General features: G+C 70.6%; 28 protein-coding genes. 22 read left to right on the top strand and 6 right to left on the bottom strand.

Annotated elements, in window-relative coordinates; all coding sequences use genetic code 11:
• Positions 1 to 26: 26 nt before the first annotated feature.
• Together E0497_RS12685 and E0497_RS12680 are read right to left on the bottom strand one after the other, a co-directional pair.
• Positions 27 to 635 (bottom strand): isochorismatase family protein, encoded by a 609-nt coding sequence (locus E0497_RS12685; RefSeq protein ID WP_137725154.1) that lies wholly within the window; start codon positions 633 to 635, stop codon positions 27 to 29.
• 25 nt (positions 636 to 660) lie between these two features.
• Positions 661 to 1,959 (bottom strand): nicotinate phosphoribosyltransferase, encoded by a 1,299-nt coding sequence (locus tag E0497_RS12680; RefSeq protein WP_194150318.1) that lies wholly within the window; start codon positions 1,957 to 1,959, stop codon positions 661 to 663.
• A 100-nt stretch (positions 1,960 to 2,059) separates the two neighbouring features.
• On the opposite strand from E0497_RS12680, the gene clpS reads away from it, so the two are divergent.
• From clpS to rdgB, 7 genes are read left to right on the top strand one after another with little or no spacing between them, the layout of a single operon-like run.
• A complete protein-coding gene (gene clpS, locus E0497_RS12675; RefSeq protein ID WP_137725153.1) occupies positions 2,060 to 2,413 on the top strand; it encodes an ATP-dependent Clp protease adapter ClpS in 354 nt (117 codons plus the stop codon).
• Between the two features lie 56 nt (positions 2,414 to 2,469).
• Entirely contained in the window at positions 2,470 to 3,042 is a 573-nt protein-coding gene (aosR, locus tag E0497_RS12670) for an oxidative stress transcriptional regulator AosR (protein WP_137725152.1), read from the top strand.
• Complete coding sequence (locus E0497_RS12665) at positions 3,039 to 4,136, top strand: P1 family peptidase (RefSeq protein ID WP_137725151.1); 1,098 nt, start codon at positions 3,039 to 3,041, stop codon at positions 4,134 to 4,136. Before aosR ends, E0497_RS12665 begins: the two co-directional genes overlap by 4 nt.
• Positions 4,133 to 4,753 carry a rhomboid family intramembrane serine protease gene (locus E0497_RS12660; RefSeq protein WP_137725150.1) on the top strand — a complete coding sequence of 207 codons (621 nt, stop codon included), beginning with the start codon at positions 4,133 to 4,135 and terminating at the stop codon, positions 4,751 to 4,753. The genes E0497_RS12665 and E0497_RS12660 overlap by 4 nt, the downstream gene beginning before the upstream one ends.
• A gap of 59 nt (positions 4,754 to 4,812) precedes the next feature.
• Positions 4,813 to 5,571 (top strand): cyclic nucleotide-degrading phosphodiesterase, encoded by a 759-nt coding sequence (locus E0497_RS12655; RefSeq protein WP_137725181.1) that lies wholly within the window; start codon positions 4,813 to 4,815, stop codon positions 5,569 to 5,571.
• Between the two features lie 33 nt (positions 5,572 to 5,604).
• Positions 5,605 to 6,387 carry a ribonuclease PH gene (gene rph, locus E0497_RS12650; RefSeq protein WP_137725149.1) on the top strand — a complete coding sequence of 261 codons (783 nt, stop codon included), beginning with the start codon at positions 5,605 to 5,607 and terminating at the stop codon, positions 6,385 to 6,387.
• On the top strand, positions 6,384 to 6,995 hold the full coding sequence (gene rdgB, locus E0497_RS12645; RefSeq protein WP_137725148.1) for an RdgB/HAM1 family non-canonical purine NTP pyrophosphatase: 612 nt from the start codon (positions 6,384 to 6,386) through the stop codon (positions 6,993 to 6,995). The genes rph and rdgB overlap by 4 nt, the downstream gene beginning before the upstream one ends.
• A 63-nt stretch (positions 6,996 to 7,058) precedes the next feature.
• Here the strand turns inward: rdgB and E0497_RS12640 are convergent, their stop codons facing one another.
• Complete coding sequence (locus tag E0497_RS12640; protein WP_137725180.1) at positions 7,059 to 7,388, bottom strand: DUF3817 domain-containing protein; 330 nt, start codon at positions 7,386 to 7,388, stop codon at positions 7,059 to 7,061.
• A gap of 53 nt (positions 7,389 to 7,441) precedes the next feature.
• Positions 7,442 to 7,852, bottom strand: coding sequence for a transcriptional regulator (locus tag E0497_RS12635; protein WP_137725147.1), 411 nt, complete (start codon positions 7,850 to 7,852; stop codon positions 7,442 to 7,444).
• Between the two features lie 266 nt (positions 7,853 to 8,118).
• Here E0497_RS12635 and rpsP point away from each other — a divergent pair, with 266 nt between their 5' ends.
• From rpsP to dprA, 14 genes are all read left to right on the top strand, one after another.
• Complete coding sequence (gene rpsP, locus E0497_RS12630) at positions 8,119 to 8,559, top strand: 30S ribosomal protein S16 (RefSeq protein WP_137725146.1); 441 nt, start codon at positions 8,119 to 8,121, stop codon at positions 8,557 to 8,559.
• The gene (locus tag E0497_RS12625; RefSeq protein WP_137725145.1) at positions 8,559 to 8,801 is read left to right on the top strand and encodes an RNA-binding protein; all 243 of its coding nucleotides are present in this window, start codon (positions 8,559 to 8,561) and stop codon (positions 8,799 to 8,801) included. The genes rpsP and E0497_RS12625 overlap by 1 nt, the downstream gene beginning before the upstream one ends.
• Before the next feature lie 7 nt (positions 8,802 to 8,808).
• Complete coding sequence (rimM, locus tag E0497_RS12620; RefSeq protein WP_137725144.1) at positions 8,809 to 9,375, top strand: ribosome maturation factor RimM; 567 nt, start codon at positions 8,809 to 8,811, stop codon at positions 9,373 to 9,375.
• A gap of 10 nt (positions 9,376 to 9,385) precedes the next feature.
• A complete protein-coding gene (trmD, locus tag E0497_RS12615) occupies positions 9,386 to 10,063 on the top strand; it encodes a tRNA (guanosine(37)-N1)-methyltransferase TrmD (protein WP_137725143.1) in 678 nt (225 codons plus the stop codon).
• Positions 10,064 to 10,164: 101 nt separating this feature from the next.
• Entirely contained in the window at positions 10,165 to 12,513 is a 2,349-nt protein-coding gene (locus tag E0497_RS12610) for a Tex family protein (protein ID WP_137725142.1), read from the top strand.
• Positions 12,514 to 12,629: 116 nt separating this feature from the next.
• Positions 12,630 to 13,553 (top strand): formylglycine-generating enzyme family protein, encoded by a 924-nt coding sequence (locus E0497_RS12605; RefSeq protein ID WP_137725179.1) that lies wholly within the window; start codon positions 12,630 to 12,632, stop codon positions 13,551 to 13,553.
• On the top strand, positions 13,553 to 14,443 hold the full coding sequence (locus tag E0497_RS12600; RefSeq protein ID WP_137725141.1) for a hypothetical protein: 891 nt from the start codon (positions 13,553 to 13,555) through the stop codon (positions 14,441 to 14,443). The genes E0497_RS12605 and E0497_RS12600 overlap by 1 nt, the downstream gene beginning before the upstream one ends.
• A gap of 70 nt (positions 14,444 to 14,513) precedes the next feature.
• A complete protein-coding gene (gene rplS, locus E0497_RS12595) occupies positions 14,514 to 14,855 on the top strand; it encodes a 50S ribosomal protein L19 (protein WP_137725140.1) in 342 nt (113 codons plus the stop codon).
• Between the two features lie 234 nt (positions 14,856 to 15,089).
• Entirely contained in the window at positions 15,090 to 15,782 is a 693-nt protein-coding gene (gene lepB / locus E0497_RS12590; RefSeq protein ID WP_241665852.1) for a signal peptidase I, read from the top strand.
• On the top strand, positions 15,779 to 16,459 hold the full coding sequence (locus E0497_RS12585; RefSeq protein WP_137725139.1) for a ribonuclease HII: 681 nt from the start codon (positions 15,779 to 15,781) through the stop codon (positions 16,457 to 16,459). The genes lepB and E0497_RS12585 overlap by 4 nt, the downstream gene beginning before the upstream one ends.
• A 37-nt stretch (positions 16,460 to 16,496) precedes the next feature.
• The gene (locus E0497_RS12580) at positions 16,497 to 16,814 is read left to right on the top strand and encodes a DUF2469 domain-containing protein (RefSeq protein WP_137725138.1); all 318 of its coding nucleotides are present in this window, start codon (positions 16,497 to 16,499) and stop codon (positions 16,812 to 16,814) included.
• 210 nt (positions 16,815 to 17,024) lie between these two features.
• Complete coding sequence (locus E0497_RS12575) at positions 17,025 to 17,405, top strand: YraN family protein (RefSeq protein WP_137725137.1); 381 nt, start codon at positions 17,025 to 17,027, stop codon at positions 17,403 to 17,405.
• Positions 17,405 to 18,913 carry a YifB family Mg chelatase-like AAA ATPase gene (locus tag E0497_RS12570; RefSeq protein WP_137725136.1) on the top strand — a complete coding sequence of 503 codons (1,509 nt, stop codon included), beginning with the start codon at positions 17,405 to 17,407 and terminating at the stop codon, positions 18,911 to 18,913. Before E0497_RS12575 ends, E0497_RS12570 begins: the two co-directional genes overlap by 1 nt.
• Complete coding sequence (gene dprA / locus E0497_RS12565; RefSeq protein ID WP_137725135.1) at positions 18,910 to 20,031, top strand: DNA-processing protein DprA; 1,122 nt, start codon at positions 18,910 to 18,912, stop codon at positions 20,029 to 20,031. Before E0497_RS12570 ends, dprA begins: the two co-directional genes overlap by 4 nt.
• A gap of 1 nt (position 20,032) precedes the next feature.
• Here the strand turns inward: dprA and hadA are convergent, their stop codons facing one another.
• Entirely contained in the window at positions 20,033 to 20,590 is a 558-nt protein-coding gene (gene hadA / locus E0497_RS12560) for a (3R)-hydroxyacyl-ACP dehydratase subunit HadA (protein ID WP_137725134.1), read from the bottom strand.
• Positions 20,591 to 20,742: 152 nt separating this feature from the next.
• Between hadA and E0497_RS12555 the strand changes: the two genes are divergently transcribed.
• Positions 20,743 to 21,876: a GIY-YIG nuclease family protein gene (locus E0497_RS12555; protein WP_137725133.1), complete on the top strand. Its 1,134-nt coding sequence runs from the start codon at positions 20,743 to 20,745 to the stop codon at positions 21,874 to 21,876.
• Positions 21,877 to 21,880: 4 nt separating this feature from the next.
• Here E0497_RS12555 and E0497_RS12550 read toward each other — a convergent pair whose 3' ends face one another.
• Positions 21,881 to 23,041 carry a multidrug effflux MFS transporter gene (locus E0497_RS12550; protein WP_137725177.1) on the bottom strand — a complete coding sequence of 387 codons (1,161 nt, stop codon included), beginning with the start codon at positions 23,039 to 23,041 and terminating at the stop codon, positions 21,881 to 21,883.
• Positions 23,042 to 23,071 lie beyond the last annotated feature (30 nt).

Here is a 23,071-nt window from a genome sequence, read left to right as displayed (position 1 = left end):
CGTCATGGTCGGCACCGCCGACGTCGTCACGGCCGGCGCGGCCGCCGCGGCGCCGGAACCGCCGCAGACCCGACGAGGGTGACACCGAGGTCCTGCATCGCGCCGAGTGCGGTGCGCACGGTGTCCGGGGACACCGCGGCCGTGTAGTCCAGCAGCACGCGGGCGTCGAAGCCCTCACGGACGGCGTCCATCGCCGTCGCCCGCACACAGTGGTCGGTAGCGATCCCCACGATGTCGACGGCGTCGATACCGTGATCCTGCAGCCACTCCGACAGCGTGTCCCCGTCGTCGGAGACACCCTCGAACCCCGAATAGGCGGCCTCGAAGGTGCCCTTGCCGAACACCTCACGCACCTCGGACAGATCCAGCGCCGGATGGAACTCGGTGCCCGGCGTCCCCACCACACAGTGCGGCGGCCAGCTGCGCCGGAAATCGGGGGCGTCGGAGAAATGCGGGCCCGGATCGACGTGCCGGTCCGCGGTCGCGACGATCGCCGCATACTTCGGCCGGTACGGCGACGCCAGATACTCGCTGATCGCCTCCGCGACCGCCGCGCCGCCCGCGACGGCCAGCGACCCGCCCTCGCAGAAATCGTTCTGGACGTCGACGATCACCAGGGCCCTCTTACCGCTCATGACGCCATTCTTCCCGCCGCGACCCTCAGCCCGCGAACCGCGTCGGCACGGCCGCCTCGCCGCGGGACAGCTTGAGGCCCTCCCACGGCAGGCTCACCAGATTGCGGGCCAGCAGCGCGCGGGCGTCGTCGAGTGTCGGCAACCCGTCCACGACGTCGCCGCCGCGCACCATCGGCGTCAGCAACTCCCGCACCTCGAGACCGCCGCCGTCCGGGACGGGGGAGCCGGCCCGGTAGAGGACCTCCTCGACGATCGTGCCCGACGGCCGGCTCAGCCGGACCGCCCGCTTCGCGGCCCCCTGCGACTGCTTGTGGGTGCTGCGCTTGGCCACCGGCACCCCGTCGACCTCGACGAGCTTGTAGACCATCCCGGCCGTCGGGGCGCCCGACCCGGTGACCAGCGACGTGCCGACCCCGTACGTGTCGACCGGCTCGGCCCGCAGCGCCGCGATCGCATACTCGTCCAGATCTCCGGAGACCACGATCTTCGTGCTCGCCGCACCCAGCCCGTCCAGCTGATCGCGGACCTGCCGGGCCAGCACCCCCAGATCGCCCGAATCGATCCGCACCCCACCGAGTCCGGTGCCCGCCGCCGCGATCGCGTTCTCCACCCCGCGGCGGATGTCGTACGTGTCGACCAGCAGCGTCGTGCCCGCCCCCAACGCCGCCACCTGCGCCCGGAACGCCGCCACCTCGTCCGGGCCGGCCGCCGTCGTGTGCAGCAGCGTGAACGCGTGCGCGCTCGTCCCCGCACCCGGCACCCCGTGCCGGCGCACCGCCTCCAGATTCGACGTCGCATCGAACCCCGCCAGATACGCAGCGCGAGCCGCCGACACCGCCGACTCCTCGTGGGTCCGACGCGACCCCATCTCGATCATCCGGCGCCCGTCCGCGGCACTGACCATGCGGGCCGCCGCCGACGCGATCGCACTGTCGTGATTGAGGATCGACAACACCAACGTCTCGAGCAGGACACACTCGGCGAACGTGCCACGGACCGACAGGATCGGCGACCCCGGGAAATACAGTTCACCCTCCCGGTAGCCGTCGATGTCGCCGGAGAACCGGTACCCGCGCAGCCACTCCACCGTCGACGGCGCCAGGAACCGGGCGACGACGTCCAACTCCTCCTCACCGAACCGGAAGCGCGCCAACGCGTCCGGCAGCCGTCCCGTGCCGCCGGCCACCCCGTAGCGACGTCCGTCCGGCAGCCGCCGGGCGAACACCTCGAAGCTGCACGGCCGGTGCGCGGAGCCGTCCGCGAGGGCCGCCTCGAGCATCGTCAGTTCGTACTGGTCGGTGAACAGAGCCGTGCTCACGGGCATGCCGGTGTCCTTTTCGTCGGGGTCGACCACGTGGTCGACTTTACGATCCGGGCACCGGACGCGGGTGTCGAGTTCGAGGCCCAGGTCGTACTCTGGACCCATGGTGCCGTGCCCCACGATGACTCTCCCCACCGCCGTCCCGGTGGCCAAGATGCCTGCCGCGACGCCGCAGCTCTCGCCCGCCGAGGCCGAGATCGAGGAGAGTGTCGAGGCGCTGGACCGGCCGTGGGTGACCGTCGTCTGGGACGACCCCGTCAACCTCATGCACTACGTGACGTACATCTTCCAGAAGCTGTTCGGCTACAGCAAAGCCAAGGCGACGGACCTGATGATGCAGGTCCACAAGGAAGGCAAGGCCGTCGTCTCCAGCGGCTCCCGCGACAAGGTCGAGAACGACGTCCGCAAACTGCACGCCGCCGGCCTGTGGGCCACCATGCAGCGCGACAGCAGCTAGAACACCCCACCCACCCACTCATTCATCGCAACCGTAAGGAATACCGGGTACACGACGTGCGGACTTGGACGAGGAAGAACTCGCTCGGCGGAATGAAACTGCGCTCCGAGATGGACGCACACGAGGCGGCCGTCCTGCGGTCCCTCGTCACCTCGGTGACCGGACTGCTCGAGGAGCGGGCCGCCTCCGCCCCCACCGACGAACTCGCCGCCCTCACCGGCATGCGGACCGGCAACACCGAGACACCGGACGATGCGGTGCTGGCGCGGCTGCTGCCGGACTTCCAGCGCACCGACGGCGACACCCCCGCCGACCCCGAACAGGCCAACGTCAACAGCGGCCTGCGCAGCCTCCACGAACCGGACATCATCGACGACAAGGTCGCCGCCGGATCGGTGATCCTGCGGACCGTGCCCGTCGACGGCGGCAAGATCGCCCTCACCCCCGAACAGGCCGACGCGTGGCTCGCCGGACTCAACGACGTCCGCCTCGCCCTCGGCACCAACATCGGCATCGACGCCGACACCCCCGACGAACTCGAGGAGGACGACCCGCGCGCCCCGCACCTCGACGTCTACCACTGGTTGACGTGGATGCAGGACTCGCTCGTCCAGGCCCTCCTGTCGTGACGGCGTCCGCGACGGCGGTCGCCCCCGGGCCGACCGATTCGCTCGCCGACGTCCCCGGTGTCCTCGTCGGCCACCACCACGTGCTCGACGCCGACGCCACTCTCGGCTCCGGCGCCGCGACCGGCAGCACCGTCGTCCTCGTCCCCGCCGGGGCGACGGCCGGGGTGGACGTCCGCGGCGGCGGCCCCGGCACCCGCGAAACCGACCTCCTCGACCCCAGCCACTCCGTGCAGCAGGTCCACGCCGTCCTGCTCACCGGCGGCAGCGCCTACGGGCTCGCCGCCGCCGACGGCGTCATGCGCCGGCTCGAGGAACACGGACACGGCATCCCGATGGGCGCACCCGGGCAGGTGGTGCCCATCGTGCCCGGCGCGGTGATCTTCGACCTGCCCGTCGGGGACTGGACGACCCGGCCCACCGCCGACTTCGGCTACCGTGCCGCCGCGGACGCCGAGAACGCCGCCGCCGTCGCCACCGGGTCGGTGGGCGCCGGCACCGGCGCCCGCGCGGGCATCCTCAAGGGTGGTGTCGGCACCGCCAGCACCGTCATCGTGGGCGGGCCCGCCGACGGCGTCACCGTCGCCGCACTCATGGTCGCCAACCCCGTCGGCTCCGTGTGGGATCCCGACACCGGGCTGCCGTGGGGACTGACCCGCGCCGACGCCGAGCGTCGCGGCCTCCGCCCGCCGTCCGCCGCCGACCTGGCCGCCGCCCACACGCTCGGGCAGAAGGGCACCGTCCTCAACACCACGATCGGGGTCGTCGCCACCGACGCGCGCCTGTCCAAACCGTCGTGCCGCCGCGTCGCCGTCGCCGGACACGACGGACTGGCCCGCGCGATCCGGCCCGCGCACTCACCGCTCGACGGCGACACGATCTTCGCGCTCGCCACCGGCACCCGCGACACCCCGCCCGTCGACGGGATCCCGGCCGCGTTCCCGGCCGAACTGCCGATCCTCGACGCCGTCTGCACCGCCGCCGCCGTGTGCGTGCAGCGGGCGATCGTCGACGCGATCCTCTCGGCCACCACCGTCGCCGGCATCCCCACCTACCGGGACGTGTTCCCGTCCGCATTCGAGGAAGGCCGCGTGTGAGCACCCCGACCACCACCCCGACACCCGCGCCGCGGCCGCTGTGGCAGCGCGCCGGCCTCACCATCGGCGGGTTCGTCGCCGTCCTGTACGTGATCGAGGCGATCGACACCGTCACCCGCACCAGCCTCGACACGTGGGGCATCCAACCGCTCACGACGGACGGGCTGTGGGGGATCGCGTTCGCGCCGATGCTGCACTTCGGCTGGGGACACCTGCTCGCCAACACGCTCCCGCTGCTCGTGCTCGGCTACCTCGTCCTGCTGTCCGGGATCGGCCGCGGACTCGCCGCCACCGGCATCGTCTGGGTGATCGGCGGCCTCGGCACCTGGCTCACCGGCGGGCACGCCCTCCACGCCGGCGCGTCCATCCTCATCTTCGGCTGGCTCACCTACCTGCTGGTCCGCGGCATCTTCACCCGCCACTTCGGGCAGATCCTGATCGGGGTGATCGTCCTGTTCTTCTACGGCAGCATGCTGTGGGGGGTGCTGCCCGGCCGCTACGGCATCTCGTGGCAGGGACACCTGTTCGGGGCGATCGGTGGCGTCGTCGCGGCCTGGGTGCTGGCCCGGCCCTCCCGGCCCGCGCTGCGTCACAGTTCGGTGTCGGATGTGACGTGATCCGTCCCATCGGCGCGGACGCTTCGTCCGGGCCGGACCGGCATGGCAGCATGACGGACATGCGCATGACGGTCCTGGGATGTTCGGGCAGTGTCTCCGGACCCGACTCGGCTGCCTCGGGGTATCTACTGACCGCGCCGGGCACCCCGCCGGTCGTCCTCGACTTCGGCCCCGGCGTCCTCGGTGCCCTGCAACGCTACGCCGATCCCGGCGAGGCCACGATCCTGCTGTCGCACCTGCACGCCGACCACTGCCTCGACATGGCCGGCCTCCTCGTGTGGCGCCGCTACCATCCCACCCCGCCCACCGGACGCGCCCTCGTCTACGGGCCCAGCGACAGCGCATGCCGCATCGGCGTCGCATCCGCCGAATGCGGCGGCGACCTCGACGACGTCACCGACACCCTCGACCTGCGGCAGTGGACCGACCGACACACCGCCGAGATCGGGGAGATCACCGTGCAGGCGTTCCGGGTGAACCATCCACCCGAGTCGTACGGCTTCCGGGTCACCACCGCCACCGGCCGCGTCCTCGCCTACACCGGCGACACCGGCATGTGCGACGCCGTCGTCGACCTCGCCCGCGGCGCCGACATCCTCCTCGCGGAGGCGTCGTGGACCCACAGCCCCGACCGCCCCACAGGTATCCACCTGTCCGGCACCGAGGCCGGGCAGGTCGCCGCCCGCGCCGGCGTCGGGCAACTCCTCCTCACCCACATCCCGCCGTGGACGTCCCGCGAGGACGTCATCGCCGAGGCCAAGGCCGAATACTCCGGGCCCGTCACCGCCGTGTCCGCCGGGGACGTCTACACCGTCTGATCATCTCCTCGCCGCCGACTAGTGTGGGGGACCGTGACGACACGAGAAGACGGTAGGGCGGACGACGAGCTCCGCACGGTTCGCATCACACGCGGCTTCACGAGCCACCCCGCGGGTTCGGTGCTGGTCGAGTTCGGCAACACGCGGGTCATGTGCACCGCGAGCGTCGAAGAGGGCGTGCCGCGCTGGCGTCGCGGCTCCGGGCTCGGCTGGCTGACCGCCGAATACGCGATGCTCCCGGCCGCCACCCACACTCGCAACAGCCGCGAATCGGTCAAGGGCAAGGTCAGCGGACGCACCCAGGAAATCAGCCGGCTCGTCGGCCGATCGCTGCGCGCGTGCATCGACCTCGCCGCGATCGGCGAGAACACCATCGCCCTCGACTGCGACGTCCTGCAGGCCGACGGCGGCACCCGCACCGCCGCCATCACCGGCGCGTACGTCGCCCTCGTCGACGCCGTGACCTACCTGCGGGCCGCCGGCCGGCTCGCCGACCCGCAGCCCATCTCCTGCGCCATCGCCGCCGTCAGTGTCGGCGTCGTCGACGGCCGCGTCCGCCTCGACCTGCCGTACGAGGAGGACTCGCGTGCCGAGGTCGACATGAACATCGTCGCCACCGACACCGGCACCCTCGTCGAGGTCCAGGGCACCGGTGAGGGCGCCACCTTCCCGCGCACCACCCTCGACGCGATGCTCGACTCCGCGCTCGCCGGCTGCGAACAACTGTTCGCGATCCAGCAGGCCGCGCTCGCCGAGCCGTACCCGGGCGTGCTGCCCGAACCGGCGGAGCCGAAGAAGAAGGCGTTCGGCAGTTGAGCGGAAAAATCCTCGTCGCCAGCCGCAACGCCAAGAAACTCGCCGAACTACGCCGTGTCCTCGCCGCCGCCGGCATCGACGGCCTCGAGGTGATCGGACTCGACGAGGTCCGCGCGTTCCCGGAAACCCCCGAAACCGGGGCCACGTTCGAGGACAACGCGATCGTCAAGGCCGCCGACGGGGCCGCCGCCACCGGCCTGCCGTGCGTCGCCGACGACTCCGGCATCGAGGTCGACGCCCTCAACGGGATGCCCGGCGTGCTGTCCGCCCGCTGGAGCGGACGCCACGGCGACGACGACGCCAACACCGCACTGCTGCTCGCGCAACTGTCCGACACCCCTGACGAGCGTCGCGGCGGCGCCTTCGTGTCGGCGTGCGCCCTCGCGATCCCGGGCCACGACACCGTCGTCGTGCGGGGCGAGTGGCGGGGCCGGATCGTCCGGGAACCCCGCGGCGACAACGGCTTCGGCTACGACCCCGTCTTCGTGCCCGAAGGTGACGAGCGGACGTCGGCCGAGCTGACCCCGGCCGAGAAGGACGCCGCGTCGCACCGCGGCCGGGCCCTGGCCCAGCTGGTGCCGGCGCTGGCCGAACTCGCACGCGGGTAGCCACCGCAGGATGCACGAAGGCCCCGTCTCGGACGAGACGGGGCCTTCGCGTGTATCGGGTTCTCAGACGCCGAAGTCGCGCTTGACCTGCTGCGTGCGCCAGTGCTCGACGAAGAACGACAGGAACGGGACAGTGCCGGCGAGCAGCGTGCCGACCGTGCGGCCCGCGGGCCAGCGCACCTTGACCGCCAGATCCAGCGTCAGGATCAGGTACACGAAGTACACCCAGCCGTGCACGATCGCGATCCACGTCGGCAGATTGTCGACGCTGAAGATGTACTTCGCGACCATCTCCGCGGTCAGCACCAGCAGCCAGATACCGGTCGCGTACGCCAGGATGCGGTACCGCAACAGCGACGACGCGATCTTCTTGGTGTCCTGCGGCGACCGCACCGGAGTAGCCGGCTGCTCGGTGGTCTGCTGCGGTGAGTTCTCGGCGGCGCCGCTCACTTCTCGCTCCTATCGGGGCTGTCGGTCTCGCGAGCCGACAGCTCGGCGAGGTAGTCGTTGTACTCGAGCATCTGCCGGGCCTCCGGATCGTCCAGGCCGTCGAGATCCTCGGGGGACGCCGGGGCGGTCCGGCGCTCCGGGAGCAGTCCCTCGGGGACGTCCGTCGGGGCGTCCGGCGACGCGGTGGTCTCGTCGGGATCGTCCTCGAGTTGCACGAACCGCCGGTACGCGTAGACGACGAACGCCGCGAACAGCGGCCACTGGAACGCGTATCCGAGGTTCTGGCCGGTGCCACCGACAGCCTCGAACCGGGTCCACTGCCACCAGCCGAGCGCCAGACATCCGAGGGCGGCGACGACGACCAGCACGATCAGTGCGGGTCGACTCTTTCGACTGGTACGGGCCACAACTCGACGGTACCCGAGGTGCGGTGTGAGACCACCGGGGTGTCGGGTGGTTCCGGTCACCTGAGCTGCGGCGGAGACGGCCGGTGGCCTGCGTTTCGGATCCGCGGCCGTCGTCTGGCAGAATGAACCGCTGTTCGTCGCATCCGGTTCCGTACCGCGCGACGGTCACAGGAGAGAGGCAAAACCGGACTCGCCGCCCCGGCGGGTCGCTGAATTGCACGTGACGCGTGTGCACCGCTGTGCGCACCGAAGGAGATACGCAGCTCATGGCTGTCAAGATCAAGCTCACCCGCCTCGGCAAGATCCGCAACGCGCAGTACCGGATCATCGTCGCCGACTCGCGCACCCGCCGCGACGGCCGTGCGATCGAGACGATCGGCAAGTACCACCCGAAGGAAGAGCCGTCGCTGATCGAGATCGACTCGGAGCGCGCTCAGTACTGGCTGGGTGTCGGCGCGCAGCCGACCGAGCCGGTCGAGAACCTGCTGAAGATCACCGGTGACTGGCAGAAGTTCAAGGGCCTGCCGGGCGCCGAGGGCACCCTGAAGGTCAAGGAAGCCAAGCCCTCCAAGCTGGAGCTGTTCCAGGCTGCCCTCGCGCAGGCCGAGAACGAGCCGGCCGCCGAGGCCGTCACCCCCAAGAAGAAGAAGGCCGCCAAGGAAGAGGCTGCCGAGGCTCCGGCTGCTGACACCGAGGCTGCCGAGTAATGAGCGCCGTTGTCGCCGATGCCGTCGAGCATCTCGTCCGTGGGATCGTCGCCAACCCCGACGACGTGCGCGTCGAGCTGAACACGGGGCGTCGGGGACGCACCGTCGAGGTGCATGTGCACCCCGACGATCTCGGTAAGGTGATCGGTCGCGGTGGTCGTACCGCGACCGCCCTGCGGACCCTGGTCTCCGGGATCGGTGGCCGTGGCATCCGCGTCGACGTCGTCGACACCGACCAGTAGTACCGCAGTGGAACTCGTCACCGGCCGCGTCGCCAAGTCGCACGGCATCCGCGGAGAACTCGTCGTCGAGGTTCGCACCGACGAACCCGACGAGCGCTTCGCCGTCGGTACCGAACTGCGGGGCCGCAAGCCGCGCGAGACCACGCTGCGCACGTTCGTGGTGGAAGCCGCCCGGGAACATTCCGGGCGGCTTCTGCTGCGCCTGCGCGGCGTCGCCGACCGCACCACCGCCGACGAACTGCGCGGTGTGCTGTTCGTCGTCGACACCGCAGAACTCACCCCGTCCGACGACCCGGACGAATTCTACGATCACGAACTCGAGGGCCTGACCGTGCGGATGGTCGCCGGCCGCCCCGACGCGGGCGACGTCGTCGGCACCGTGATCGAGGTATTGCATTCCGCCGCAGGCGAATTGCTGTCGATCCGTCGGGAGGGTCAGACTTCCGGTGAGCTGCTGGTGCCGTTCGTCACCGCGATCGTCCCGACGGTGTCCGTCGCCGACCGGGTCATCGAGATCGACCCACCGGAAGGCCTGCTGGATCCGAACTTCGGGGACAGCACCAACGAGGAGTGACCGAAGCACAGTGCGTCTCGACGTCGTCACGATCTTTCCCGAATACCTCGAGCCGCTGCGTGCCGCGCTGCTCGGCAAGGCCATCGACAAGGGCCTGATCTCCGTCGACGTCCACGACCTGCGCCGCTGGACGCACGACGTCCACAAGTCCGTCGACGACTCCCCGTACGGCGGCGGACCCGGCATGGTCATGAAACCGACCGTGTGGGGGGACGCCCTCGACGAGGTCGTCACCGACGAGACCCTGCTGGTCGTCCCCACCCCGGCCGGGGTGCCGTTCACGCAGGCCACCGCGCACCGGTGGGCGCAGGAGAAGCACCTCGTGTTCGCGTGCGGCCGCTACGAGGGCATCGACCAGCGGGTGTTCGACGACGCCTCCCGCCGCGTCCGCGTCGAAGAGGTCTCCATCGGCGACTACGTCCTCATCGGCGGCGAGGCCGCGGTCCTCGTCATGGTCGAGGCCGTCGTCCGACTGCTGCCTGGTGTGCTCGGCAACCAGCTGTCCCACGAGGACGATTCGTTCTCCGACGGGCTCCTCGAAGGCCCCAGCTACACCCGTCCCGTCAGCTGGCGTGGACTCGACGTCCCGCCCGTGCTGCTGTCCGGCGACCACGCCAAGGTCGCGGCGTGGCGGCGCGCGCAGGCACTGCAGCGGACCGCGGAGCGTCGCCCCGACCTCCTTCCCTGATTCCGCGTTTTGCGCACTTGTCGCGCTGAATTCGGCGGCTCTGGACCCGCGACAAGTGCGCAAAACGCGAGGTGGCGGGGAACCCGGTAGGGTCGATCGCCGTGACGGTAGCCTCCAACACCCTCGAATCCGTGAACAAGCGCATCGCCGACGAACTCGACGTCCGCGAAGGGCAGGTGGCCGCCGCGGTCGACCTGCTCGACGGCGGTTCCACGGTCCCGTTCATCGCCCGGTACCGCAAGGAGGTCACCGGCGGCCTCGACGACGCCCAACTGCGCCAACTCGAGGAACGGCTGCGCTACCTGCGGGAACTCGACGACCGCCGCAGCGCGATCCTCGACTCGATCGACGCGCAGGGCAAGCTCGACGACCAGCTGCGCGGGCAGATCATGCTCGCCGACACCAAGGCCCGGCTCGAGGACATCTACCTGCCGTACAAGCCGAAGCGGCGCACCAAGGCGCAGATCGCCCGTGAGGCCGGACACGAACCCGTCGCCGACGCCCTGATCGGCGACCCGACCACCGATCCCGCGCAGTACACCGCCGAGCAGCTCGACGGTGCCCGCGCCATCCTCGTCGAACGGTTCGCCGAGGACGCCGACCTCGTCGGGGAACTGCGCGACAGCATGTGGGCGCGTGGACAGATCGAATCCGCGGTGCGCAAGGGCGTCGACGCCGGCAAGGCCGCCAAGTTCGCCGACTACTTCGAGTTCTCCGAGCCGTTCGACAAGCTGCCGTCGCACCGCATCCTCGCGCTGCTGCGCGGTGAGAAGGAAGAGGTCCTGTCGCTGACGCTGGCGTCGGACCGCGACCCGCTCGCGCCGGGGGAGACCAGCGTCTACGAGGGCCGGATCGCGACCCGCTTCGGCATCGCCGACCGTGGCCGTCCCTCCGACCGCTGGCTGCTCGACACCGTCCGCTGGGCGTGGAAGACCAAGCTGGCCGTCACCCTCGGCATCGACACCCGGATGCGGTTGCGGCAGTCCGCTGAGAAGGACGCCGTCGACGTGTTCGCCGCCAACCTCAAGGACCTGCTGCTCGCCGCCCCGGCCGGCACCCGCACCACGATGGGCCTCGACCCCGGCTTCCGCACCGGCACCAAGGTCGCCGTCGTCGACGCCACCGGCAAGGTCGTCGACCACGCCACCGTCTACCCGCACCAGCCGCACAACAAGCGGGACCAGGCCCTCGCGACCCTCGCCGGGCTCGCCGCGAAGCACGGCGTCGACCTGATCGCGATCGGCAACGGCACCGCGTCCCGCGAGACCGACGCCCTCGCCGCCGACCTGATCGCGAAGTTCCCCGACGCGAAGCTGACCAAGGTGATGGTGTCCGAGGCGGGTGCATCGGTGTACTCCGCGTCCGCGTACGCGTCCGCCGAACTGCCCGACCTCGACGTCTCCATCCGCGGCGCCGTGTCCATCGCCCGCCGCCTGCAGGACCCGCTCGCCGAACTCGTCAAGATCGACCCCAAGTCCATCGGCGTCGGCCAGTACCAACACGACGTGTCCGAGACCATGCTCGCCCGCTCCCTCGGCGGGGTCGTCGAGGACGCCGTCAACGCCGTCGGTGTCGACGTCAACACCGCGTCGGTGCCGCTGCTGTCGCGGGTGTCCGGTATCGCGGGCTCGCTCGCCGAGAGCATCGTCGCCCACCGCGACACGAACGGGCCGTTCCGCAGCCGCAAGGCGCTCAAGGATGTGCCGCGGCTCGGACCCAAGGCGTTCGAGCAGTGTGCCGGCTTCCTGCGCATCCCCGGCGGCGACGACCCGCTCGACGCGTCCGCCGTCCACCCCGAGGCGTACCCGGTGGTGCGCCGGATCGTGCAGGTGTCCGGCACGGGTGTGGGGGAGTTGATCGGCAACACCGCGGTGCTGTCGACCCTGAAAGCGGCCGACTTCGCCGACGAGCGGTTCGGTCTGCCCACCGTCACCGACATCATCGCCGAACTCGACAAGCCGGGCCGTGACCCGCGCCCCGAATTCGCGACCGCCACGTTCGCGGCCGGCATCGAGAAGGTCGCGCACCTCGAACCCGGCATGGTGCTCGAGGGGGTCGTCACCAACGTCGCCGCGTTCGGCGCGTTCGTCGACGTCGGCGTCCACCAGGACGGGCTCGTCCACGTGTCCGCGATGTCCCGCAACTTCGTCTCCGACCCCCGCGAGATCGTCAAGTCCGGTGACGTCGTCAAGGTCAAGGTTCTCGAGGTCGACGTCGACCGTCAGCGCATCGGATTGACCCTGCGCCTCGACGACGAGGTCGGCGCCGCGAAGGGCCCCAAGGGATCCGGCGGTCAGCGGGGGCCCAAGGGCGGCGGCCGGCCGCAGCAGCAGGGTTGGCAGCGTGCGTCCCGGGGCAGTGGTGGCCGGGACGGCCGGGACCGGCGCGACGAACGTCCGGCGGCCGGGTCGATGGCCGACGCGCTCCGCAAGGCCGGCTTCGGCAAGTGAACTGACTGATCTGACACCGCTGCGGGCGGTTACTGCGCGACGCTCTCGGGCGATGCCACAGCAACCGCCCGCGGCCGCGGTGGGGATGGGACACTCGGGGCGTGCAGCCGAAGAACATGGTGTGGATTCCGGGTGGGACGTTCTGGATGGGGTCGGAGGACTTCTATCCGGAGGAGCGTCCGGTCCACCAGGTGGGTGTCGACGGATTCTGGATGGACACCCATCAGGTGACGGTCGCCGAGTTCCGGCGGTTCGTGAAGGACACCGGGCATGTGACGACCGCCGAGATCGCCCCCGACCCCGCCGACTACCCGGACGCCGACCCGGCGCTGCTGGTGCCCGGCTCGCTCGTGTTCACCCCGCCGGACCACCCCGTCTCCCTCACCGACCATCAGCAGTGGTGGTCGTGGACGCCCGGCGCCGATTGGCGCCGCCCCGAGGGCCCCGGCAGCAACGTCGGCGGCCGCGAACGGCACCCCGTCACCCACGTGTCCTACACCGACGCGCTCGCGTACGCGGAGTGGGCCGGTAAGGAACTGGCCACCGAGGCCGAATGGGAGTTCGCGGCCCGCGGCGGACTCGACCGGAAAACCTACGTGTGGGGCGACGAGTTCACGCCGAACGGCAGGCATCAGGCCAACACGTGGCAGGGACAGTTCCCGTGGGAGAACCTCGCCGAGGACGGTTTCGTCGGCACCGCCCCCATCGGCAGCTATCGGCCCAACGGGTACGGACTGCTCGACATGGCCGGCAACGTGTGGGAATGGACGGGTGACTTCCACACCGCCGACCACAGCAGTTCCGGCAAGAACGTGGCACCGGCGTCGTCGTGCTGCATCCCGCGCAACCCGCGGATCGAGGTGGCGCAGGCGCGTGACGGCGAGGTGTATCCGCGACGCGTCATCAAGGGCGGCTCCCACCTGTGCGCCCCCAACTACTGTCTGCGCTACCGGCCCGCCGCCCGGCAGGGGGAGACGGAGGAGACGTCGACCTGCCACATCGGCTTCCGGTGCATCGTGCGCGGCGGTAGCCCGAACTGATGGAGGACTGGCTCGAACGGGAGATCATCGGCAACGGGCGGCTGCCGCTGCTGTTCTTCCTGATCGGGTTCCTGCTCGCGTTCCTGTTCATCCGGATCAGTGTCCGCATGATCCGCGCCGACGTGCGCTGGTGGCCCGGCAACGTCACCCCCGGCGGGCAGCACATCCACCACGTCGTGTTCGGGGTGGTGACGATGTTCGCGTCCGGGATCGCGCTGATCGCGGTGTACGACACCGCGACGCAGACCGCCGGCGCGGTGCTCGCGACGTTCTTCGGGATCGGGTCGGCGCTCGTCCTCGACGAGTTCGCGCTCATCTTCTACCTCAAGGACGTGTACTGGTCCGATCAGGGACGTGCATCGGTGGACGCGGTGTTCGTCGCGCTCGCGGTCACCGGTCTGCTGCTGCTCGGATTCCAGCCCCTCGACCTGCTCGACCTTGCCGAGTGGCGGAAATCCCCGCACATCGCGGTCCGGGCGACCGTCGTCGCACTGGTACTCGCGAACCTCGCGATCGCGGCCGTCGTCATCCTCAAGGGCAAGATCTGGACCGGGCTGGTCGGGCTGTTCGTGTTCCCGATCCTGCTGGTCGGCGCGATCCGGCTCAGCCGGCCCGGCGCACCGTGGGCGCGCTGGCGGTACGTGCGCAAACCCCGCCGGATGCGACGGGCGATCGAGCGGGAGAAACGATTCCGGCGCCCGATGATCCGGGCCAAGATCTACGTGCAGGACCTCGTCGCCGGCAAACCCAGCGTCGAACACGCGCTCACGGCCACCGAGGTGGTACTCGAGCGCACCGTGCACGCCGCACCACCACCGATTTCCACGCACCCCGGAGCGTCTGGCACAATGGTCGGGTTGCCTGGTGAAGGCGACACCACTCTGATCTGAGCACGAACCAGTCGAGCCACCGCCGCTCGGTTCCTCTGCTCCTGCGATGAACGCAAGGATGGCACAACCGATGAACAACTTGGACTTCCTGGACGCCAAGTCCCTCCGTGACGATATTCCGGAGTTCCGCGCCGGCGACACCCTGAACGTGCACGTCAAGGTTATCGAAGGCTCGAAGGAGCGCGTGCAGGTCTTCAAGGGCGTCGTGATCCGTCGCCAGGGTGGCGGCGTCCGCGAGACCTTCACCGTCCGCAAGGTTTCGTTCGGCATCGGCGTCGAGCGCACCTTCCCGGTCCACAGCCCCAACCTGGCGCAGGTCGAGGTCCTCACCCGCGGTGACGTCCGTCGCGCCAAGCTGTACTACCTGCGCGACCTGCGCGGCAAGGCTGCGAAGATCAAGGAAAAGCGCTGATCGTTGCGCACTGAGCGGTAACGCTCCGAATTCCACCGGTTGGCCCGGCACCGTTTTCACACGGTGTCGGGCTAATCTGTTTCGGTGGCAGATGCACCGCAGGACCCGGCCGTGACCCCGGACCCGAACACCGGTCCCGGACCCGAGACACACGGCAAGCACCGAGCCGACGGACAGACCGGGCACGACACCCCGGATACCGGTAAGGGCAAGAAGGACAAGAAGTCCCGCTCCCTGTGGCGGGAGATCCCGATCCTGATCCTCGTCGCCCTCGTGCTGAGCTTCCTGCTCCAGACGTTCATCGCCCGCGTCTATCTGATCCCGTCCGAGTCGATGGAGCCCACGCTGCACGGCTGTGAGGGCTGCACCGGCGACCGCATCGTCGTCGAGAAGATCAGCTACCGGTTCGGGGACCCGCAACCCGGCGACGTCGTCGTGTTCAAGGGCCCCGAGTCGTGGAACGGGACATGGACGTCGACGCGGTCGTCGAACACCGTGGTCCGCGGCCTCGAGGAACTCGGGTCGATGGCCGGGTTGGTGCCGCCGGACGAGAACGACCTCGTCAAGCGTGTCATCGCCACCGGCGGGCAGACCGTCGAATGCTGCGACGAGCAGGGTCGCGTCCTCGTCGACGGCAAACCGCTCGACGAGCCGTACATCCAGATGGACTTCCGGTTCACGCCTGGCGTCCAGACCTGCGACACCGCCGTGAAGTCCGGCCGCTGCTTCGGTCCGGTCACCGTCCCCGACGGCAACGTGTGGGTGATGGGCGACAACCGCAGCAACTCCGCCGACTCCCGCTACCACGTGTCCGACGAACTGCAGGGCACCATCCCGCTCGACAACGTCATCGGCAAGGCCACGTTCATCGTGCTGCCGCCCGGCCGGTGGGGCACCATCTCCTCACCCGACATCCAGCAGCGGTGAGCACCTGGCCCCCGAGAACGATCATTCGCAGAGCCTCCGGTCTGCGGACGATGGAGTCCGCCCTGCTGCGCTGCGGGCTCGGCCCGGTCGCGGGCGTCGACGAGGCCGGCCGCGGTGCCTGCGCGGGGCCGCTCGTGGTCGCCGCATGCGTGCTGGGGCCGAAACCGCAGGCCGCCCTGGCCGGGCTGGACGACTCGAAACGGTTGACGGAGAAGGTTCGGGAGGAACTGTTCCCGGTGATCCAGCGACTCGCGGTGGCGTGGAGCATCGTCGAGATCCCCGCCGCCGAGATCGACCGGATCGGCATCCACGTCGCCAACATCGAGGGCATGCGGCGCGCCGTCGCCGGACTGGCCGTGCCACCCGGCTACGTCCTCACCGACGGCTTCCGGGTACCGGGCCTGCCGGCACCGTCGCTGCCGGTGATCGGCGGCGACGCCGCGGCCGCGTGCATCGCCGCCGCCAGCGTCCTGGCCAAGGTGAGCCGCGACCGGACCATGACCGCCCTCGACGACACCCTGCCCGGCTACGGATTCGCCGGACACAAGGGCTACGGCACCGCGGTGCACACGGCGGCGATGCGGGAGTTGGGCCCGACCGCCGAACACCGGATGTCGTACGCCAATGTGACCACGGCGAGCCGTGAATTCGAGTCGATCGGGGTCGGTGCGCGATGATGGACATTCACAACAACGCAGGAGGACGTCGAGGCCGATGAGTGCCGAGGATCTCGAGAAGTACGAAACCGAGATGGAACTGTCGCTGTACCGCGAGTACCGGGACATCGTCGGGCAGTTCGCGTACGTCGTGGAGACCGAGCGCCGGTTCTATCTCGCGAATTCGGTGGAGCTGATCCCGCACAGCGCGGACGGTGAGATCTACTTCGAGGTGCGGATGTCCGACGCCTGGGTGTGGGACATGTACCGTCCGGCGCGTTTCGTGAAGTACGTGCGGGTGATCACGTTCAAGGACGTGAACATCGAGGAGCTCGAGAAGTCGGATCTGCGACTGCCGGACAACGGTCTGGGATAGGTTTCCGCCACGGCGGGCGATGCGGCCGCACACCACGAACGGTGGTGTGCGGCCGCATTTTTCGTGTTCCGGCGGCGAGTTGTCCACAGCCCCTCGTTCATCCACAGGGCAATGTGTTTCCCCAGGTCGCACCCGGTGTCGTCCGGTGTCGTTCCGGCACAGTGACTCTCGATCGGCGGGGTGTCCCGCCGCACGAGGGGAGGACTGGGGATGGGGCGGAACATCGCGTTGGGTGCGCTGGGGGAGGACCTGGCCGCGCAGTATCTGACGGAGGCGGGGCTGACGGTCGTCGACCGCAACTGGCGCTGCCGGTACGGCGAGCTGGATGTGATCGCGGTCGACTCGGGGGACGCATCCGGGGACGCGGTCGTGTTCGTGGAGGTCAAGACCCGGTCGGGGCTCGGGTACGGCAGCCCCGCCGAGGCGGTGACGGTCGCCAAGGCGCGACGCATCCGCCTGCTGGCGCAGCAGTGGCTGGCGCAGTCGGAGCGGCGCTGGCCGCACGTCCGGTTCGACGTCGTCGGCGTGCTGGTCGACCGGCACGACGAGTCCGCCGAACCGCAGATCACGCACCTGCCCGGGGCGTTCTGATGGCGCTCGGACGGGCCCACTCGGTGGCGGTGACCGGGGTGGACGGGCAGATCGTGGAGATCGAAGCCGATATCGGCCGCGGCCTGCCGGGGGTGCATCTGGTGGGGTTGCCGGACACGGCACTGCAGGAGTCCCGGGACCGGGTGCGGGCGGCGGTGACGAACTCGGGCGCCAAGTGGCCGGAGTCGCGGGTGACGCTCGCTCTGTCCCCGGCGACGCTGCCGAAGGTCGGCAGCGTCTACGACCTGGCGCTCGCGTGCGCGGTCCTGGACGCGGCCCGGCAGATTCCGCGGGCCCGGATCGCGACGACGGTGCTGCTGGGGGAGTTGGCGCTCGACGGTCGCATCCGCACGGTCCGCGGGGTGCTGCCCGCGGTGCTCGCGGCGAGGAACGCCGGCTGGTCGACGGTCGTCGTGCCGCTCGCGGCGCTCGCCGAGGCCGGGCTGGTCGACGGGATCGAGGTGCTCGGCGCCGACCGGCTCACCGCGGTCACCGACTGGCTGCAGGGCAAGGGCACACTCGCCGAACCCGCACCGTTCACGGCGGCGGCGTCGTCGGCCCGCGGCGACCTCAGCGAGGTGGTCGGCCAGACCGAGGCGCGGTGGGCGGTCGAGGTGGCCGCCGCCGGCGCCCACCACCTCATGCTGACCGGTCCGCCCGGGATCGGGAAGACGATGCTGGCGCAACGACTTCCGGGGATCCTGCCCGTACTGACGGACACCGAATCACTGGAGGTCACCGCGATCCACTCGGTCGCCGGCCTGCTGCCGCCGGATCGGCCGCTGGTCACCGAACCACCGTTCATCGCCCCGCACCACACGACGTCGGTCAGCGCCCTCGTCGGCGGCGGCACCGGGATGGCCAGACCCGGTGCGGTGAGCCGCGCCCACCGCGGCATCCTGTTCCTCGACGAGTGCGCCGAGATGGGCACCAAGGCTCTCGAAGCGCTGCGGACCCCGCTCGAGGACGGTGAGGTGCGCATCGCCCGCCGCGACGGGGTCGCCCGCTATCCGGCGCGCTTCCAACTGGTGCTCGCCGCGAACCCGTGCCCCTGCGCACCGGCCCGCGACGTCGACTGCGTGTGCGCGCCGACCGTGCGCCGCCGGTACCTGGGTCGGCTGTCCGGGCCGCTGCTCGACCGGGTGGATCTGCGGATCCGGATGCAGTCCGCGTCGAGTCAGGCGCTCATGGACGAGGTCGGCGAACCCACCGGTGACGTGCGTGCGCGGGTCGCCGCCGCCCGCGCCGCGGCGGCCGACCGCTGGCGTGAGTTCGGGTGGCGCACCAACGCCGAGGTGCCCGGTCCGGCGCTGCGGCAACGGTTCCGACTCGCCCGATCCGCCCTGCGGCCCGTCGAGCATGCGCTGCGACGCGGCGAGATCACCGCCCGCGGTGCCGACCGGGCGCTGCGCGTCGCCTGGACGCTCGCGGACCTGGCCGGCCGGGGCATGCCCGACGCGGACGATGTGACGACGGCACTCGGATTCCGGGACAAGGGAGCGGCATGAGCGCGCACGATCCGCGGCTGCTGGCGTGGGCGTACCTGTCGAAGGTGGTGCAGGGGTCGTGCCCGCCGCTCGCGCGACTCGTCGAGTCCGTCGGGCCGGAGGACGCCGCCCGGGCGGTGCGGGAACGGGACCTGTCGAGTTTCCTGGACCGGCGCACGTCGGCGCGGGCCCACCTGGACACCGCGGCCCGCGATCTCGACCTGCTGGCGGCGATGGGCGGACGGCTCGTCACCCCGGACGACGACGAGTGGCCGCGCTGGCGGCTCCTCGCGTTCGACCAGCTCGGCGACGGCCGCGACGACGGCGGCCCGCTCGCACTGTGGGTGCTGGGGGCGTCGGCGCTGGACGATCTGCTGGCGCGGGCGGTCGCGGTGGTCGGCACCCGCGCGGCCAGCGCGTACGGCGAGCACGTGACCGCGGAGATCGCCGGTGACCTGGCCGTCGACGGCTGGACGGTCGTGTCCGGGGCGGCATTCGGGATCGACGCGGCCGCACACCGGGCCGCGCTCGGTGTCGGGGGCCGCACCGTCGCGGTCCTCGCGTGCGGGGTGGACCGCGCCTACCCGGCGGGGCACGGCCGGCTGCTGCAGCAGATCGCCGGTGCCGGTGCCGTGATCAGCGAGTACCCGCCGGGCACCACCCCGGCCCGCTACCGGTTCCTGGCCCGCAACCGGCTGGTGGCCGGCCTGTCCGACGGGGTCCTGGTCGTCGAGGCAGGGTGGCGCAGCGGCGCCCGCAACACCGCGACGTGGGGGCGGCGGCTGGGCCGTCCGGTGCTCGCGGTGCCGGGGCCGGTGACGTCGGCGTCGTCCACCGGATGCCACCGCATGATTCGGGAAGGGGAGGCCGTCCTGGTGGCGAGCGCCGCCGACGTCACCGAGGAGGCCGGCCCGATCGGGGTGGACGGCGACACCGGCGGCCCGCCGCGGGATCTCGACGCCCTGACCGGTCCCGCGGCCGCGGTGTACGAGGCACTGCCCGCGAGCGGGGCCCGCAGTGTGAGGGAGTTGTCGGTGGCGTCGGGAACCCCGATCGAGAAGGTGCGGGCCGTGCTGCCGGCTCTCGAGATCGACGGCTTCGTCGGTGCCGACGACACCGGATGGTTCCGGGTGCGGTGAGTCAGGGGCCCGTCCCCGACCCGGAGCCGCGCATCATCACGTCCTGGATGCGCCGGATCCGGTCGGGGTCGGTCTCCCCGGCCCGCCCGACGAACGTCGTCAGGGTCGTCACCACGGGTGCGCCGCCGGTGTCGGTGACGACGGTCTCGGTGACGAAGATGTCGGTGCCCGCGGTGTGCCGGAACGATTCGAGGGAGACGTCGACGGTCAACCGGTCCCCGGCGTACATGGGACGGTGGAAGACGAGACGCTGATCGGTCTGCAGGATCTGGCTCAGATCGAAGCCGGCGATGATCTGCTCGAGCAGATACCGCTGGGCGATCAGCCCGATCACGGCGACGAACGTGAGCGGTGCGACGAGGGCCGGATGGCCGAGCGCGCACGCGGCCGACTCGTCGTAGTGCGCGCGGTGCGTGTTCTGCACGGCCGTCGCGTACTCGCGCACCTTCTCCCGGCCCACCTCGTAGTGGTCGGGCATGCGGTAGCGGAAGCCGACCATGCGCTGCAGGCGTGCGGTGCGGGCTTCCTGGGACTCGACGGATTCCACCGGTCGGGACACTCCCCGAGTGTGACGGAAAACATCCCGTCGCCGACCGGGAACCGGCAGATCGCGACCGGTCGGACACCGATCGTTTCCGTCCGGAAACATTTGCCCGGCCGGTCCCTGCGAGGCTCACCGCATGCGATGCGGCGATCACCTACAGTCACGTCATGGCTACCGTCTGGACCGTTCCCGAAGACATCACCCGCGTACTCCTGGCCGCTCCCGGCATTCGTGACTTCCTCACGGACGACGAGGGGCGTGGGGTGGCGAGTGATCCGAAGGCGCGGCTCGCGGAGTTCACCGCGGTGGTCACGTCGCTGCAGGCGAGTGCCGGACGGACCTTCACGTCCGTGCGGGACGCGTCCGGGGTGCTGTTCGACGGGCCGGCCACCGGCGGTGTCGCGATCTCGGACGCGTTGCGGCTCGCGGTGATGCGGGTGATCACCGCCGAGCCGCGGGAACGCAAGCCCGCACCGAACCCGTTGTCGCCGCGGGTGGTCGAGAACCTGGGTCTGTACCTGTACGCACTGCGCGATCCGCGGGACCGGTCGATCTTCTACGTCGGCGTCGGCCGCGGCAACAAGGTGTACTCGCACGATTGGGACGCGCTCGGCGAGGCCGGTACCCGGGACGGCGAGGGTGTGGGCGACGCCGACCGGGACGAGACCCGCAGCGCGTGGATCCAGCGGATCCGCGACATCTACGCGGCCGGGCATTCCGTCGACCACATCGTGCTGCGGCACAACGTGTCCGTCCCGCACGAGCCGGTGGCGGCGGCGAAGGAGTGCGCGCACCTGGTGATCGACGCGCTGCGGCTGCTCGAGGCCCGCCCCGACCTGCCGGTGCTGACGAATCTGGCCGGTGAGCCGGACGACCTCGAGAAGCACGCCCTGTCGGTGGCGGAGTTGGCCGTCCAGTACTCGGCGCTGCCTGCACCGGAGCTGCCGGTCCCGAGTGCCCTGGTGCGGGTGCCGGCGGCCGCCGATCCGCGGCTCACGCCGGAGGAACTGTATGCGGCCGCCCGCGGTCCGTGGCGGGCCGGCGGCGCCGCCCGCGGTGTCGCGAACCTGCCGGTGATCGTGTTCGCCGACAACATCGTCCGGGCCGTGTACCGGGTGGGGTCGTGGGAGTCGCTCGGGCCCGGACCGGATCAGGAGTTCCGGTTCGCGGGTGTCGTCGACGCGGAGCTCGAGGCCGCGTTCGTGGGCACCCGGGTGACGCCCGATCGGGCCGGGCTCAAGGCGTGGCCGACGCACGGCTGGGTGCAGCGGTTGACGCTGGCGCGCCCGCACAAGCGGTGAACCGCTACACCGTTCGGGCGGCGCGGGCCAGGACCTTCAGCGACACCAGCGCGACCGCACCCGACGCGAGGATCGCGACCGCCATCGGCACCGCGGTCCCGCCGATGCCGACGAGCGGCGTCACGATCGCGGCCAGGCCGAACTGGCACGCGCCCAGGAGCGCCGAGCCGGTGCCGGCGGCCTCGGTCACCTGACCCTGCGCGAGCGCGGTCGCGTTGCCCATGATGAAACCGATACTGGTGACGGAACTGAACATCAGCGGCAGCACGAACCAGATGCGGGTGCCGCCGACCGTGGTGGCCAGCGTCAGTAGCAGCCCCGACGACACGAGCAGCCCCACACCGAACGTGAGGAGCTGACGCGGCGTGTACGTGCCGATCAGCTTGGTGTTGACGATACTGCCGATCATGATGCCCAGTGAGTTGATCGCGAACACGACGGAGAACTGGCCGGGCGACAGACCCAGGATGTCCTGCATCACGAACGGGGACGCCGAGATGTACGCGAACAGGGCGCCGAACCCGAACGTGAACGTGAACGCGTACCCGAGGTAGATCCGGTTGGTCACGACGTAGCGGAGATTGCCGACGAGCGCGGACAGTCCGCCACCGTGCCGGCGCTGCGCGGGCAGCGTCTCCGGGACGAGGAACAGCACCCCGAGCAGCATCACGACGGCGGCACCGGACAGCACCCAGAAGATGCCGCGCCAGCCGATCGGGCCGAGCAGTGCACCACCCATGAGCGGTGCGACGACGGGGGCGACCCCGCCGATGATCATCATGACGCTGAACAGCCGGGCCGCGACGTCGCCCTTGGCGCGGTCGGCGATCACCGCACGCGCCAGCACGATCCCGGCGCCACCGCTGAAACCCTGCAGCAGTCGGGCCGCGATGAGGATCTCGATACTGGGGGCGACCGCACACAGTGCGCCACTGAGCGCGCACAGCACGGTGCCGACGATCAGCAGGTTGCGGCGGCCCATCCCGTCGGACAGTGGCCCGACGATCAACTGGCCGATGCCGAGGCCCGCCATGAACGTCGCGAGCGTCAACTGGACGGCCGTGTCGGACGTGCCCAGATGGTCGGTCATCGACGGCATCGCGGGCAGATACATGTCCGTGGCCAGGGGTGCGATCGCCGAGAGGAGAGCAAGAACGCAGAGCATGGGAATGGGAATCGCTCGTTTCACGCGAGA

Source organism: Prescottella subtropica, assembly GCF_005434945.1.
GTDB lineage: Bacteria > Actinomycetota > Actinomycetes > Mycobacteriales > Mycobacteriaceae > Prescottella > Prescottella subtropica.
This window is presented reverse-complemented; position numbering and strand designations above follow the sequence as displayed.

Coding starts and splice junctions, on each gene's coding strand:
- E0497_RS12685 (WP_137725154.1), bottom strand. CDS start 635: ATGAGCGGTAAGAGGGCCCTGGTGATCGTCGACGTCCAGAACGATTTC.
- E0497_RS12680 (WP_194150318.1), bottom strand. CDS start 1,959: ATGCCCGTGAGCACGGCTCTGTTCACCGACCAGTACGAACTGACGATG.
- clpS (WP_137725153.1), top strand. CDS start 2,060: ATGGTGCCGTGCCCCACGATGACTCTCCCCACCGCCGTCCCGGTGGCC.
- E0497_RS12655 (WP_137725181.1), top strand. CDS start 4,813: ATGCGCATGACGGTCCTGGGATGTTCGGGCAGTGTCTCCGGACCCGAC.
- rpsP (WP_137725146.1), top strand. CDS start 8,119: ATGGCTGTCAAGATCAAGCTCACCCGCCTCGGCAAGATCCGCAACGCG.
- E0497_RS12625 (WP_137725145.1), top strand. CDS start 8,559: ATGAGCGCCGTTGTCGCCGATGCCGTCGAGCATCTCGTCCGTGGGATC.
- E0497_RS12605 (WP_137725179.1), top strand. CDS start 12,630: ATGGTGTGGATTCCGGGTGGGACGTTCTGGATGGGGTCGGAGGACTTC.
- E0497_RS12600 (WP_137725141.1), top strand. CDS start 13,553: ATGGAGGACTGGCTCGAACGGGAGATCATCGGCAACGGGCGGCTGCCG.
- rplS (WP_137725140.1), top strand. CDS start 14,514: ATGAACAACTTGGACTTCCTGGACGCCAAGTCCCTCCGTGACGATATT.
- E0497_RS12580 (WP_137725138.1), top strand. CDS start 16,497: ATGAGTGCCGAGGATCTCGAGAAGTACGAAACCGAGATGGAACTGTCG.
- E0497_RS12575 (WP_137725137.1), top strand. CDS start 17,025: ATGGGGCGGAACATCGCGTTGGGTGCGCTGGGGGAGGACCTGGCCGCG.
- E0497_RS12570 (WP_137725136.1), top strand. CDS start 17,405: ATGGCGCTCGGACGGGCCCACTCGGTGGCGGTGACCGGGGTGGACGGG.
- dprA (WP_137725135.1), top strand. CDS start 18,910: ATGAGCGCGCACGATCCGCGGCTGCTGGCGTGGGCGTACCTGTCGAAG.
- E0497_RS12555 (WP_137725133.1), top strand. CDS start 20,743: ATGGCTACCGTCTGGACCGTTCCCGAAGACATCACCCGCGTACTCCTG.
- E0497_RS12550 (WP_137725177.1), bottom strand. CDS start 23,041: ATGCTCTGCGTTCTTGCTCTCCTCTCGGCGATCGCACCCCTGGCCACG.